This window comes from Brachybacterium sp. UMB0905, from assembly GCF_002871795.1.
Lineage (GTDB): Bacteria > Actinomycetota > Actinomycetes > Actinomycetales > Dermabacteraceae > Brachybacterium.
The window spans coordinates 30,266-43,492 of the sequence record NZ_PNHL01000008.1 but is presented as its reverse complement, the minus strand read 5'-3'; the positions used below and the strand labels follow the sequence as shown (position 1 = coordinate 43,492).

Below are 13,227 nucleotides of genomic sequence, written 5' to 3'. Positions count from 1 at the left end.
CGATCGCGGTGACCGAGCTTGGAAGGACCGTGGCCCCGGCGGCCCGTCCCGTATCGTCCCGGCCATGTCATCTCTCGTCGTCCGCCACGCGCACCTGCTGGACCTCGACGCCCGCACCGTCTACCAGCTGGCGAAGCTGCGGCAGGACGTGTTCACCCTCGAACAGCGGGCGACCGACGCAGACCTCGACGGCCGCGAGCTCGAGGCGGGCACCGTGCTGCTGTGGGTCGAGGAGGATGGGGAGGCCATCGCGCACCTGCGGATCCTGCGCGAGGCCGACGGAACGGTGCGGATCGGGCGCGTGGCCGTGCAGGCCGACCGTCGCCGCGGCGGCCTCGGGCGGCGCCTCATGGAGGCCGGCATCGCCCGGGCCCGCGAGATCGCCGGGGACGGCGGGGTGCGCATCGACGCGCAGGCTTACCTCGAGCAGTGGTACGCGAGCATGGGCTTTCGCACCGTGAGCGAGGTGTTCATGGAGGCGGGCATCGAGCATGTGGCGATGGTGCTCGACGCCCCCGAGGATCAGCCCTCGCGCTGAGCGATCAGCGCGCTGATCTCCTCGCGCTGGAAGTACTGCGCGGTCTCCCGGGCGCTCGGCGCGCCGACGTCGGGGTCTGCGCCGGCCTCGAGCAGCACCCGCGCCACCTCGGGGAAGCCCTTGAATGCGGCACCGGCGAGCGGAGACTGCCCCCGCTCGTTCAGCAGATCCACGTCCGCGCCCCGGGCGGCAAGCTCGCGCACGAGCGCCGTATGCCCGTGGTACGCGGCGAGCATGAGCGGGGAGTTCCCATCGGCGGCCCGCAGGTCGATCGGCGCACCCTGATCCAGCACCGGCAGCAGGAACGCCGCATCGCCGTTGCGGGCGGCATCCAGCAGGGCGTGGGCGAGATCGATCGCATCATCGTCGGGCGCATCGGCCCCATCATGGGAGGTCATGACCCCAGCCTAGAGGGTGCGGGGGAGGGCCTTCGAGTCAGCGGGCGAGTCCGAGGAACGCCGCGATCAGGCGTTCTACCTCAATCATCTGCTGGCTGCTCAGTCGTCCCACCCGCGCTCTGACGTTTGTGCGCCGCACGGTCGTGATTTTGTCGATCATCACGTCGCTGCCCGTCGCGAGGCCTGAGATGTCGTTCGCCTCGACCCGATATCGCAGCAGTGGTGCATCGGTCAGCGTGGAGGTCAGTGGTGCGACGGTGACGGACGATGTCTCCCCGAAGACGTCATCTTGCAGGATCAGAGCCGGGCGGGGTTTCGACGCATAGACGCCGCCGGCGACGGTCCACAGCTCCCCGCGCTTCACGCGTCATCCCAGCTGACCGAGATGGCCTCCGTGAAGTCCTGGTCGTCGGTGTGCTCGTCGGCGCGCGCGACGAGCCGAGCTTGCCGCTGCGCTTCTTCGGCGAATGCAGCGGTACGCACATCCGGGACCCAGATCTGGACCGGCCGATATCCGCGGGCGCGCATGCGCCGGCGATGGTCGCTCACACGCTGGCTGATCGTCATACCCCAATGTTACATGTAACGCCGAGTGTGGGTCGACCGGGAAACTGCACGGCAGCTCACGAGCCTCCCCACCTCACGGTGGAGGGCACCTCAGCCCACCACCAGCTCGGCCACCAGCGGCCACACCAGGAACAGCATGGCGATCGCCCCGCCCAGGAGGTCCGCCCGGGTGAAGCGGCTGGGCTCAGCCCAGGTGCGCCTCTGCGCGGTCGCGAAGCCGCGTGAGTCCATGGCGAGGGCCTGCTGCTCGGCGCCGCGCAGCGTGTCGATGAGCAGTGCGAGGGTGGAGCTGGCGAGCAGCCGCGGCGAGCGGCGGGTACCGAGGCCCCGTCGAACCCGGGTGGCGGTGAGGATGTCCCATTGGCGCCCCAGGTGAGAGACCCGCACGAGCGCCACCACGGAGGCCGCGACCACGCGGGCCGGTGCCCGCAGATGCTGCGCCACCGCATCGCCGAGCGGTGTGGGCTGCACACTGCCGAGCGCGAGCACCCCGGGAGCGACGAATGCGGTGATCCGCGCAGCCTCCTTGAGCCCGACGAGCCAGGCCTCGCGCGAGAGCGAGGGCGCATCGCCCAGCAGGGCCGTGGTCCAGGCGAGCCCCGCGGCAGACAGCAGCACCGGCAGCATCCGCAGCGCGCCGCCGCGCAGGGTCCGGACCGCGAGCGGCGCGAGCAGCACCGTCGGGGCGAGGGCCAGCAGCCCGCCCTGCCAGGTCTGCACTGCGAAGGAACCGATCAGCGCGAGAATGCCGATGAGGCTGAGCGTCAGGGGATTCAGGTGATCCGCGGGGATCGGGCGGGGGAGCGTCAGCGGCGGCTCCGCCGCCGGGGCGGGCAGGGAGGTATGGCGGTCCGCGAGCTCGATGATCTCCGCATCGTGCGTCGCGATCAGCACTGCGCAGCCCTCCGCCGCGGCTTCCCGCAGCAGGGCGGCGACCTCGGCGCGGCGTGCGGCGTCCAGACCCACCGTCGGCTCATCGAGCACCAGCAGATCCGGCTGCTGGGCGAGCGCCGCGGCGATCGCGAGACGCCGCTGCTCCCCGCCGGAGAGACGATGCGGCTGCGCCCCCTGCACGTGTGCGAGGCCGGCTCGCTCCAGCAGGTGCTGCGCGAGCTGCTCATCATCCGCCCAGGGGGAGGCCAGCAGCTCCTCGCGCACCGTCGAGGCGACGAAGGAGTGCGCGGGATCCTGCGGCACCGCGGCGATGCGCTCACGCGGCGGCCGATGGGCGCTGCCGCTGCCTGGGCTCATCTCCCCAAGCAGGGTGCGCAGCACCGTCGTCTTCCCGGCACCGCTCGGGCCGGTGAGCACTGTGATGCTCCCGGCCGGAACCGAAAGGTCCACCGGGGAGAGCAGGCCCCGCTGCGGCACCGTCACCTGATGCAGCGCCGCCACCTCGGTGCTGGTCGACTGGGGCGTGCCCTCGGCGTGAGGCTGCGCTGTCGATGCTGCGGTGGCGGTCCGATCCAAGGCGCCGGAATCAGCGACGAGCACGCCGAGCTCTTCGAGCAGGCCCCGCTGCTCGGCGAGCACCTGGTCGGGCGGCCCGTCGGCGAGGATCCGTGCCCGCGCACCCAGCACGATCATCCGGTCCATGTGCGGAACCCAGTCAACAAAGCGGTGCTCGGCGAGCACCAGGGTGCTGCCCGCGGCCGCCTCGAGCACCGCCTCGCGCACCTCGCGGGCCGTCGCCGCATCGAGCATGCTCGTCGGCTCATCCAGCAGCATCACCTGCGGGTCCAGCGCCAGCGACCCGGCCAGGGCGATGCGCTGCTGCTGGCCACCGGAGGCATCCAGCGGGGCGCGTCGCGGATCCAGCTGAACCCGCGCCGCCGCAAGGGCGGCGCGGGCTCGCTCGTGGATCTGCGGCCGAGGCAGCGCCGCGTTCTCCGGCCCGAACGCCACATCCCGCGTGATCGACACGGCGACCAGCGCATGCGCGGGATTCTGCAGCAGCAGGCCGCGCTCGCCGGGCCGGGACGGCGGGGCAGGCAGCCCCCGGCCCTCGCCGTCCTCGGGATCCAGCAGACCCGCCAGCGCCCGCAGCACCGTGGACTTCCCGCTGCCGCTCGCGCCCGTCAGCAGCACCTTCTGCCCGGCGGGGATCTCCAGGTCGAGCCCGTCGATCGTGGGCTCCTGCCGTGTGAGCGGTCGCCAGGCGAGCCCCGCCACCCGCAGGGCGAGGCCGGTGGTGGGGTGCGGGCTGCTCACACTGCGGCGGTGCGCGAGTGCTCCCGCCCGGCGGCGAGGGTGTCCACCGCCCCGGTGGCGACCAGGGCACGGCTCGCCGCCCAGCCCAGCAGACCGCACAGCACAGCGCCGGAGATCAGGCACATGGCGAGCATGAGGAACGAGGCGCTCCAGGCCATGTCCTGGTAGTAGGAGAACTTCTCGTACAGCCACTCCACCGCCGCGGCGATCACGCCGCCCAGCATCGCGACCGGCAGGGTGAAGCGGCGGTAGGCGGTCAGCAGGAAGGCGAGCTCCACGCCCATGCCCTGCACGAGGCCGGACATCGCGGTGCCCCAGCCCCATTGGGAGCCGAGCAGCATCGACAGCACGGCGGCGATCATCTCCGCCAGCAGCGCGGCCCCGGGCTTGCGCACCAGGAGCATCGCGACCATCGCGGGCAGGAACCAGATCCCCATCAGCAGGCCCTCGGCAGGCTTGAACGCCGAGGTGAGCGGGCCGATCAGGGTGTACAGCTGGCCGTAGCCCAGGAATGCGACCCCGAAGGCGGCGCCGATCAGCACGGTGACCAGCAGGTCTATCGTGCGCCAGGAGCCGGCCCGTCGGCCCCCCGTGGTGGCGGATGTGCCGGTGGTCTCGGTCGTCTCAGTCATCTCGTCTCCTTCCTCATGGAAGGGGCGCGCGGCACACTCTGTGCTGTGCGGAATTCCCGACTCCCTACGCCGGTGTTGACCGGATCAGGTTCGAGGGTCTGCGCGGATGCGCACTCTCAGCACCCCGATGGTGCTCCCCTGTCAGCGGATGACGATCAGGCAGTCTACCTCTAGCGGCGGGCGCGGATCGCCTGGTCCACCGCCTCGGCCGTCGCGACCGGATCCTCGGGGCTGATGAGGTAATGCGGAGCCTCATGCCCGATGATCTCGACCATCAGCCCCGGCCGGGTCACGAGGGCCCGGTAGCGCGCCCGGTTCTCCCGCAGGGTGAAGATCTTGCGGGAGCCGACGGGGGTGAGCTCCTCCAGCTCCGGGGTGATCACGGTGGTGCGCCGCCAGCCGTAGCCGCCCACGCTCACACCGGTGCGGGACTGCGGAATGTCCCGCATCTGGACGGTGCGGAAATCCGCGAGCGGCCATGGCTTCTGCGGCCAGAACCCGCCCAGACTCACCGTGACCCCGTGGCCGTCGACGATGAAGCGGGTGTGCTGAGTCATCCACGTCCACAGCGCCAGCAGCGCGAAGATCACGATGCCCGCCACCGCCGCCGGCGCGTTCCCGCGCTGCAGCATCAGCAGCGCCACCGCCACTCCCGCGAGCATTGTCACGCCGATGCGCGTCCACCCCACGGAGGAGGGGCGGGTGGTGCCCACATAGAACGGGGTCTCAGGCCTCACCAGATGCTCACCCTGTCCTCGGGGGCGCAGTACATGCCATCACCCGGGACGATGCCGAAGGCCGTGTGGAACTCCTCGAGATGGCTCGCCACGGTGTTGCAGCGGAACTCGGCGGGGGAGTGCGGGTCGATCGCCAGGCGTCGGATCGCCTCCTGCGGACGGTTCTTCCCGCGCCACACCGTGGCCCAGGACCAGAACACGCGCTGCAGACCCGTCAGCCCATCGAGCTCCTTGCGGACCTCCGACTCGCTGCGGCTGGCCAGATAGGCCTTCACCGCGATGGACAGCCCGCCCAGGTCCCCGATGTTCTCGCCGATGGTCAGGGCGCCGTTGACGGTATGGCTGTCATCGAGCTCCCGGGGGGACAGCTGCGAGTACTGCTCCACCAGACGCGCCGCAAGGGTTTCGAAGGCCTCGCGATCCTCCGGCGTCCACCAGGAGCGCAGGGTGCCATCGCCATCGAACTTCGAGCCCTGGTCATCGAAGCCATGCCCCACCTCGTGGCCGATCACCGCGCCGATCCCCCCGAAGTTCACGGCGTCATCGGCCTCGGCGTCGAAGAACGGCGGCTGCAGGATCGCCGCGGGGAACACGATCTCGTTCGCCCCCGGGTTGTAGTAGGCGTTGACCGTCTGCGGGGTCATATGCCATTCGGTCTCATCGACCGGGCCCAGCACCTTCGCATACTCGAACTCCGCCTCGAAACGGCGGGAGGATCGCAGCGTGGCCACCAGATCCCCCGGCACCACCGTCAGCTTTTCGTAGGTGCGCCACTTCTCCGGGTAGCCCACCTTCGGCGTGAACTTCTCGAGCTTCTCGAGCGCCTTCTCGCGCGTTTCCGGAGTCATCCACTCCAGGTGGGAGATGGAGTCGCGGTAGGCGGCCAGCAGCGCCTCCACCAGCTCGTCCATCCGCTCCTTATGCGCGGGCGGGAAGTGCTCGGCCACATACTCCTGGCCGACGGCGAAACCGACCACGCCCTCGACGAAGGCGACGCCCCGCTTCCACCGCTCCCGCAGCTCCTCCGCCCCGGAGAGCACCTTCCCGCTGAAGGCGAAATCCTCCGCCACCAGCGCCTCGGTGAGATACGGGGCGTAGGAGGAGACGGCGTGCAGCATGAGCCAGGCACGCAGCACCGGCAGCTGCTCATCGGCCAGCAGCTGCGCCGCGGCCGTGACGTACTCCGGCTGGCTGACGGAGACCACCTCGATGGCCGCGGCGGGAGCGCCGGTGCCCGTGAAGAACGCGTCCCACGGGAAGGCCGGCGCCAGCTCCGTGCGCTGGGCGGCGTCCATCGGGTTGTGCGACTTCTCGCGGTCCCGCACCCGGACCACATCCACGTGGCAGGCCGCCAGGCGGGTCTCGAAATCCATCACCGTGCGCGCCAGCGTCGCCGCATCGCCCTCCGGCAGGCCGTCGCGCCCCGGCAGCGCCGCGAGCTGCGCGAGGTTCTCCAGATGCTGCACGTAGGCGTCGCGGATCTGGGCGTACCGCTCCTCGCGGTAGTACGACTCATCGGGCAGACCCAGCCCGCCCTGGTGCAGCTTCACCTGGTAGCGGGAGGAGTCATCGTCATCGGTCCACACGTACGCCAGGAGCGCCGAGGTGCCCGAATCCGGGGCGGCCATCGCCTGCACGAGCCCCGGCAGATCCGTCGCGGCGGTGAAGGTCTCCAGCAGCTCCTCGAGGCTCGCAAGACCCTTCTCCTCGATCGCCGCGGTGTCCATGAACATGCTGTACAGCAGGCCGATCTTCGCGTGGTCATCGAGCTCAGCGGGCGCGGTACCCGGGGTGGCCTCGACATCGGCCGCGGCCTGCTCCACGATCGCCCGCACCCGCTCCTCGGACAGATCGCGCAGAGCATGGAAGGCACCATCGCTCGACCGGTCAGCGGGGATTGTGTGCTCCGCGAGCCAGGCGCCGTTGACGTGACCGAACAGGTCATCCTGAACTCGCACGGAGGAATCCACGTGGTCGCGGTCGATACCGGAGGGACGGGGTTCAGTGGACATCGATGTCTCCTGGAAAAAGAGGATGGAACAGGGGTGGATCAGGGGATGACGCTCGCGAGCACCGCGAGCAGCAGGGTCAGCAGGCCCAGCAGCAGCGGGGCATAGGCCCACGGGCTGCGGGAGCGCTCCGCGGGGGAGCGGCGCTGCAGCACCAGCGTCGCGAGCGCCGAGCCGAGCGAGAGCACCGCGGTGCCCGCGGCGAGAATCGGCGAGAGGATCACAAGCACCGTCGCACCGATCTGGAAGGCGATCATGCCCACCACATCCAGCAGGCGCATCACCACGGTGTCGCGCGCCCCCACGCGGTGAGCCAGCAGCGTGGAGATCGCCTCCTTGGACCAGTCCCCGGGCCGGGAGATGCGCCGACGGGTCGCAACCGTCTGCGCCGTCGCGAGGATCAGCCACACCAGCGCGCAGCCCGCACCGATCCACACGCCCAGCTCGGTGCGGATGTCCGCGGGCCACAGCAGCACCGCGAGCAGCACCGCCCCGACGCGCAGCACCTCATCGAGGACGCTGCGCACCGCCGCGAGGCCCGGATTCATAGCCATCTGCGCGCGCCGGCGGGAGACGATCACGCTCGTTCCCACCAGCAGCGCCAGCTGTACCCCGCCCAGCACCACACCGACCAGCAGCGGCAGCGGCGTCGTCGGCGCGAGGGGCAGAATCGCGATGAGCATCACCACGGCCAGGGCGGGGATCAGCAGCGCCTGGATCGACAGCCCCTTGACCAGGTCTCGCACCAGCTCCGCGCCGGTGGGAGGATGGTCGTGACCGGTATGGTCATGTGGGTCAGCACAGTGCGGCCGGGCGGCCGCCGGGGTGTTGGTCATGAGGCTCCTTCACACGTCCCCACCAGGGTACTGGTGTGAAAACATTGCCCCTGGAAGGAGGAGAGAGATGAGCGCCGAGGACACGACGACGACGTCGAACGGATCCGGGCTCACGCCCATCCAGCGTCGACGGGCCATCGGCTCGGTCATTGCCGCCGCCACCGGCGACGCCCTCGGGGCTCCCTTCGAATTCCAGGGCCCCGTGCTGGACGCCGAGGACATCGACATGATCGGCGGTGGCGTCCTGGGCTGGCAGCCGGGGGAGTGGACCGACGACACCGCCATGGCGATCGTCGTGCTCGAAGCCTCGCTCGCCGCCGGAGAGCACCATGACCTGCGGATTCCCGCCGCGCAGGACCACATCGCCCGTGAGTGGTACTCGTGGTCGCTGGGCACCCCGGACATCGGCTCCCTCACCTCCCACGTGATGCGCACCGCCGCCGATTCGGCGCGCGAGAGCGGTCACTACGCCCCGCGTGCCGAGGACTTCCGGCGCGCCGCCCGCACCGCCCACACCGAGCTGCCTGCCAACGCCGGCAACGGCTCGCTCATGCGCGCCCATGCCTCCGTGTTGCCGTACCTGCTCTCGAGCGAGGACGACGCCGCGGCCGGCATCGAGACGGTGTGCGCACTGACACATGTGCACCCGGACACTCTCGAGGCGTGCCTGCTGTGGGGGCTTGCGGTGCGGCATGCCGTGCGCAGCGGCGAGGTGGATGTGCGCATCGGGCTGCCGCGGCTCGAGGCGCAGCGGCGTGAGCTGTGGGCGGAGCGGATCGACGAGGCGGAGATCTCCGCCCCCGTGAGCTTCCGCCGCAACGGCTGGGTCGTCGGTGCCTTCCAGGTCGCCTGGGCGGCGATCAGCGCGGTCACCCCGCTCCCGGAGGGGAAGTTCGCGCAGCGTGATGCCATGGTCACGGCGCTCAAGGTCGCCGTCGGCGCCGGGTATGACACCGATACCGTCGCCTGCATCACCGGGGCGCTGCTGGGGGCGGCGCTGGGACCCAAGGCCGTGCCCCCGGAGTGGCGGCGCACCCTGTTCGGCTGGCCCGGCTACGGGGTGGAGGAGCTGACCTCTCTTGTCGAGCGCGTGATCGCGCCGATGGTGGGGCCTGAGGAGCAGGAGAGCTGATGGATCTGCGGGTGATGGCCTGGAATCTGTGGGAGCTGCGCGGCGACATTCCCGCCGTCACCGCTGCGATCGAGGATCTGGACCCCGATGTGCTGCTCGTGCAGGAGGCGCCGCGCCTGGTGCTGCCGGGTCTGCGGCTCGCGCGCTTCGCCCGCCAGGTGGACCGTCGGGTCCTCGTCGGCGGCGGTCTTTCCGGCCGGGGCCTCGCGGTTCTGGCGACGGAGGCGGTGGCCGCCCAGGTGATCCGCCGCGGCGCCCACCCTGTCGCCCAGACCCTCTCCGATCTGAACTCGACGTACCCGCGTGGCGTCGCCGCGGTGCGGCTGTCCGTGCCCGGCGGTGGCGCGGTCGTGGTCTCCTCGACGCATCTGGCGCTGCAGGAGGACAACCGGATGCGTCACGCCGAGCACATCGCCGCGCTCGTGCGCGGGGCAGGGGCGCCCGTCATCATCGGCGGGGACCTCAACGAGACGGCGCAAGGGGCGGCCCGCAGCTTCCTGCAGCCGCTGCTGCGCGATCCCGCCGCCCAGAGCGAGCACACCTTTCCCGCGAAGGCCCCGACCCGGCGGATCGACGCGATCCTCGTCACCGAGGGGGTGCGGGTGCGCGAATCCCGCGCCGTCCGGGAGACCCGCACGGTCAGCGCCGAGCGGCTCGCGGCGGCGAGCGATCACCTGCCCACGCTGCTGGACGTCACCCTCTGACGCGGAAGCTCAGGCGCTGGTCTCCAGCGGGCGCAGCCCGGTGGCCAAAGGAACCGCATCATCCTGCCCGCCCACGTGCCGGATCGGGATGGATTCCGGTGCGGGGTCGCTGGCCGGGGCCGGATCCACGACGGTCAGCTGGGTGCGGTAGGCGCTCAGCGCCCGATGCACCGCCTCCGCGGTTCCCGGATGCTCCCGCACCTCCTGGGCGGCCTGCGGGTCACTCGCGACCTGCACGAACGGCACGTCGGTCAGCTCGCTCGCGGCGCGGGCCACGAGGTGGGCGCGCACATGATCGGGATGGCCGTAGGTGCCCTCATCGTCGTAGCTCAGCAGCACATCGGGCTGGACGCTCTGCAGCAGCGCCGCCAGATCCGCGGCGGCATCATCGAGGGGTCGATGGGTGAAGCTGTCCTCGCCCGCGGTGTCCGCCGGGCCGGCCAGTCCCGGCCGCACCCACTGCATGCCGGAGTCGCGGTAGCGGCGAGGAGCGGCATCGGGGGCGAGGGCCGGGGCGGTGCCCAGCCAGTGCCGCTCGGCGATGCCGAGTGCGGCGGTCGCCGCGGCGATCTCCCCCTCCCGGATCTCCTCGAGCGGCTGCTGCTCCCCGTCGGCCACGGTGCCGGGCACGATCTCGCCCTCCTCCCCGCGGGTGGCGGTCACGAGGATCACGCGGGTGCCGCGGGCGGTCAGCGCGGTCAGCAGCGCCCCGGTGGCCAGGGCCTCGTCATCGGGGTGGGCGTGGAAGGCGACGACGGTGCTCGCCGCATCCAGCAGATCCCAGGGGTCGGTGCTCATGAGTCTCCTGCCGGTCGTGAGGGAAGGACCGCGCGGTAGGCGGTCTCGAGGGCGACGGCGGTCGCGTCCCAGGACCGCGAGATCGCGAACTCGCGGGAGGATGCGACGGCGCGGGCGTAGCGCTCTTTGTCCGCGAGCAGGGTCTGCAGCGCTTCTGCCCACACGTCGGGGTCGCGGGATTCGAGGATCAGCCCGTCCGGGCCCACGGCCTCGCGCACCCCGCCGGCGCAGCGCCAGGCCATCACCGGGGTGCTGCTGGCCTGTGCTTCGAGCGCCACGAGCCCGAAGGTCTCGGACCAGCTGGTCAGCAGCAGAGCGGTGGCGCAGCGCATCTGGTCGGCCAGGGCGTCACGATCCAGGGAGCCGACGAAATCCACGCGGTCCGCGATACCCAGCTCCTGCGCGCGCTCCCGCAGCTCGGTGAGGTAGCCGGAGAAATCCTGGGAGACACCGCCGGCGAGCACCAGACGTGCCTCGAGCGCGGGATCCAGGTGCGCGAGGATCTCCAGGGCGAGGTCCGGGGCTTTGAGCGGCTGGAGTCGCGCCGTGAACAGCAGCCGCGGCTGTTCGCGGCGTCCGCGCAGGTCCTCGCAAGGGCGGAAGCAGGCGGCATCCACCCCGGGCCGAGCGGTCGCGAGGCGCGTCTCGGGCACGTCGTAGCGCTCAGCGACGGTGCGGGCCTCCGCGGTGGAGACCGCGATGACGAGGTCCGATCCCTGGGCGACGAAGCGCTCCCCGGGCAGGCGGCCCCCCGACTCTGCGGGTTCCCCGGCATCGAGGGTGCGTGAGCCCTCCGGTGCGGCCACCGAATGGTAGGACTGCAGGTGGGGGATGCCGAGCTCCCGGGCGACGGGCAGCGCGGCGACCCCGCTGAACCAGTGGTGCGAGTGGATCAGATCCACCGGCGTGGCGGGGGAGGCGGTGGCGGTGTCCGTCGCGGCGTCTCCCGTGGAGCCTGCGGAGTGTGGGGCGGCGGGATGCGCGGGGTCTTCGGTGGCGGGCGTGAGCGCCGCGAATCGGGCGCGCAGCTGCTCACGAAACGGCGTGATCGCCTGTTCCATCGCGCTCTTGGCGAGCGGCTCGGCCGGTCCCGCATCCAGATAGTGCAGGCGCAGCCGCTCGGCGACCTCGACTGTGTCCGGCTGGTCGGGGGAGCTGCGGCGGGTGAACATCTCGACGGTGTGGCCGCGGCGCGCCAGAGCTCTGGACTGTTCGAGGACCACGACGTTCATGCCACCTGCATCGGCTGCTCCCGGCTCGTCGAGCGGGGAGGTGTGCAGGCAGATCGCTGCGATGCGCAGCACATCGGGAGACATGCGCCTCATCCTAGGCTGGGTGTCTGTTCGCCAGCGGTGAAGCCGGGGGCGGTCTGGGTCACGGAAAGTTGAAAAGGTCACCACAGCTGATGGAGCCTGGCAGGCATGGACACGGCGGAGAAGGTGGACTGGGCGGCGCTGAACGCCCACGCGGCGGGCCGCCCCGCACGTCGGCTCGTGACGAAGGCGATCACGGCGGCCGGCGGCGAACGGTCCCCCGGAGTGGTGCTTGAGATCGGCGCCGGAGCGGGCGCGGATGCCCTGCAGTTCGCGCGCCGCGGCTGGATGGTCCATGCCTACGACAGTGACGACACCCTCGCCGCGCGCCTGGTGGAGAACGAGCGCATGAGCGGCACCGTGCACTTCCACCACACCGATATCACCGATGTGCAGCAGTTCCCCACCGCGCAGATCGTTTACTCCACGTACACGCTGGGGCTGCTGGGCCCGGATGCCCTGCCGCGGGTGTGGGACCGCCTGGTGGCGGCGCTGCCGCGCGGCGGTGTGATGGCGGTGGACCTGTTCGGGGAGAACGACTCGTGGGCTGAACGGCCCGATGTCGCCACCCTGCCACTGCCGCAGATCGACGCGATGTTCCGCGACTTCCACATCATCGACCGCACGGTGCGCGATGAGGACGGCCGCTTCCTGGCCGATAAGAAGCACTGGCACGTCATCACGACACTGGCGCGAAAGCTGCGCTGAAAAGCGATCCCGCGGCCCTGCGCCGCACTGGCCTCGCCCATTCCGGTATTGCCGCAGCAGGCTGACGGCATCCCGGTGCCCGTCGGCGCTGAGCGATCAAGCGCCCGTCGGCGCTGGCGTACCCCCGTCGGCGCTGACCTACCGCATGTCGGTGCTGTCGAGTGCGGCGAGCACCGCACGGGTGATCCCGCCCAGCGTGTGTGGCTCGCGCACCTTCACCCCGCCCGGTGCGTCCGCCGTCGGCGCCACCACCACCCAACGCGCCGCGCCCCGTCGGCGCATCCTGCCGACCTCCACGCTGCCGCCACCGGGCAGCGGGATCACGAGCGCACCGCTCGGTCCCACCGTGAGCCGACGCGCGAGGCTCGGCCGACGCTCGAGCAGCAGGGCGCGGATCGACTCCCGCTCCTGATGGGCAGCCTCCTGCCCGGAGAAGGGCGTGGGGAGGGGGAGGTGCGTGGGGAAGGAACGCAGCGAGGACATGCCTTAGACCGTAGGGGCGGGGTGCGACAGACGAGCGTAGGCGCGCCTCGAGCGCCTACCCCTCCTTCACGGGAGAGGTCGTTCTCGCGGGTGCGGTTACTGCAGAGGATATGGAGCGTGGGCGAAGCGTGGGGCAGATCTGATGGGGCGACGGGGAAGGT

Annotated in this window: 15 protein-coding genes and 1 riboswitch; of the genes, 4 read left to right on the top strand and 11 right to left on the bottom strand. The window is 71.2% G+C overall.

The annotated features are described in order from the left end of the window. Positions 1-64: 64 nt before the first annotated feature. On the top strand, positions 65-538 hold the full coding sequence (locus CJ197_RS09230; RefSeq protein ID WP_102236458.1) for a GNAT family N-acetyltransferase: 474 nt from the start codon (positions 65-67) through the stop codon (positions 536-538). Here CJ197_RS09230 and CJ197_RS09225 read toward each other — a convergent pair. From CJ197_RS09225 to CJ197_RS09190, 8 genes are all read right to left on the bottom strand, one after another. Further along, entirely contained in the window at positions 523-936 is a 414-nt protein-coding gene (locus CJ197_RS09225) for an ankyrin repeat domain-containing protein (protein ID WP_102236457.1), read from the bottom strand. The genes CJ197_RS09230 and CJ197_RS09225 overlap by 16 nt on opposite strands. A gap of 37 nt (positions 937-973) precedes the next feature. After that, positions 974-1,300 (bottom strand): type II toxin-antitoxin system PemK/MazF family toxin, encoded by a 327-nt coding sequence (locus CJ197_RS09220; protein ID WP_102236456.1) that lies wholly within the window; start codon positions 1,298-1,300, stop codon positions 974-976. Beyond that, positions 1,297-1,503, bottom strand: coding sequence for an antitoxin MazE-like protein (locus tag CJ197_RS09215; RefSeq protein ID WP_102236455.1), 207 nt, complete (start codon positions 1,501-1,503; stop codon positions 1,297-1,299). Before CJ197_RS09215 ends, CJ197_RS09220 begins: the two co-directional genes overlap by 4 nt. Positions 1,504-1,593: 90 nt before the next feature. Next, positions 1,594-3,714: an ATP-binding cassette domain-containing protein gene (locus tag CJ197_RS09210; RefSeq protein ID WP_233190792.1), complete on the bottom strand. Its 2,121-nt coding sequence runs from the start codon at positions 3,712-3,714 to the stop codon at positions 1,594-1,596. Further along, positions 3,711-4,346 carry an ECF transporter S component gene (locus CJ197_RS09205; RefSeq protein WP_102236454.1) on the bottom strand — a complete coding sequence of 212 codons (636 nt, stop codon included), beginning with the start codon at positions 4,344-4,346 and terminating at the stop codon, positions 3,711-3,713. Before CJ197_RS09205 ends, CJ197_RS09210 begins: the two co-directional genes overlap by 4 nt. 44 nt (positions 4,347-4,390) lie before the next feature. Further along, positions 4,391-4,496: riboswitch (TPP riboswitch) on the bottom strand. Between the two features lie 20 nt (positions 4,497-4,516). Further along, the gene (locus CJ197_RS09200) at positions 4,517-5,083 is read right to left on the bottom strand and encodes a hypothetical protein (protein ID WP_102236453.1); all 567 of its coding nucleotides are present in this window, start codon (positions 5,081-5,083) and stop codon (positions 4,517-4,519) included. Then, positions 5,080-7,095, bottom strand: a complete 2,016-nt coding sequence (locus CJ197_RS09195; protein WP_102236452.1) for a M13 family metallopeptidase — start codon at positions 7,093-7,095, stop codon at positions 5,080-5,082. Before CJ197_RS09195 ends, CJ197_RS09200 begins: the two co-directional genes overlap by 4 nt. A gap of 38 nt (positions 7,096-7,133) precedes the next feature. Further along, entirely contained in the window at positions 7,134-7,928 is a 795-nt protein-coding gene (locus tag CJ197_RS09190) for a hypothetical protein (RefSeq protein WP_102236451.1), read from the bottom strand. 67 nt (positions 7,929-7,995) lie between these two features. On the opposite strand from CJ197_RS09190, the gene CJ197_RS09185 reads away from it, so the two are divergent. Continuing rightward, positions 7,996-9,060 carry an ADP-ribosylglycohydrolase family protein gene (locus CJ197_RS09185; protein WP_102236450.1) on the top strand — a complete coding sequence of 355 codons (1,065 nt, stop codon included), beginning with the start codon at positions 7,996-7,998 and terminating at the stop codon, positions 9,058-9,060. Beyond that, entirely contained in the window at positions 9,060-9,764 is a 705-nt protein-coding gene (locus tag CJ197_RS09180; RefSeq protein ID WP_102236449.1) for an endonuclease/exonuclease/phosphatase family protein, read from the top strand. Before CJ197_RS09185 ends, CJ197_RS09180 begins: the two co-directional genes overlap by 1 nt. Positions 9,765-9,773: 9 nt before the next feature. On the opposite strand, the gene CJ197_RS09175 is transcribed toward CJ197_RS09180, so the two are convergent. Both CJ197_RS09175 and CJ197_RS09170 read right to left on the bottom strand, forming a co-directional pair. Then, complete coding sequence (locus tag CJ197_RS09175) at positions 9,774-10,562, bottom strand: PIG-L family deacetylase (protein ID WP_102236448.1); 789 nt, start codon at positions 10,560-10,562, stop codon at positions 9,774-9,776. After that, positions 10,559-11,878, bottom strand: coding sequence for a glycosyltransferase (locus CJ197_RS09170; RefSeq protein WP_102236447.1), 1,320 nt, complete (start codon positions 11,876-11,878; stop codon positions 10,559-10,561). The genes CJ197_RS09175 and CJ197_RS09170 overlap by 4 nt, the downstream gene beginning before the upstream one ends. Positions 11,879-11,983: 105 nt before the next feature. Between CJ197_RS09170 and CJ197_RS09165 the strand changes: the two genes are divergently transcribed. Continuing rightward, entirely contained in the window at positions 11,984-12,583 is a 600-nt protein-coding gene (locus CJ197_RS09165) for a trans-aconitate 2-methyltransferase (RefSeq protein ID WP_102236446.1), read from the top strand. A gap of 138 nt (positions 12,584-12,721) precedes the next feature. Here CJ197_RS09165 and CJ197_RS09160 read toward each other — a convergent pair whose 3' ends face one another. Beyond that, a complete protein-coding gene (locus CJ197_RS09160) occupies positions 12,722-13,066 on the bottom strand; it encodes a hypothetical protein (RefSeq protein WP_233190790.1) in 345 nt (114 codons plus the stop codon). Between the last annotated feature and the right edge of the window lie 161 nt (positions 13,067-13,227).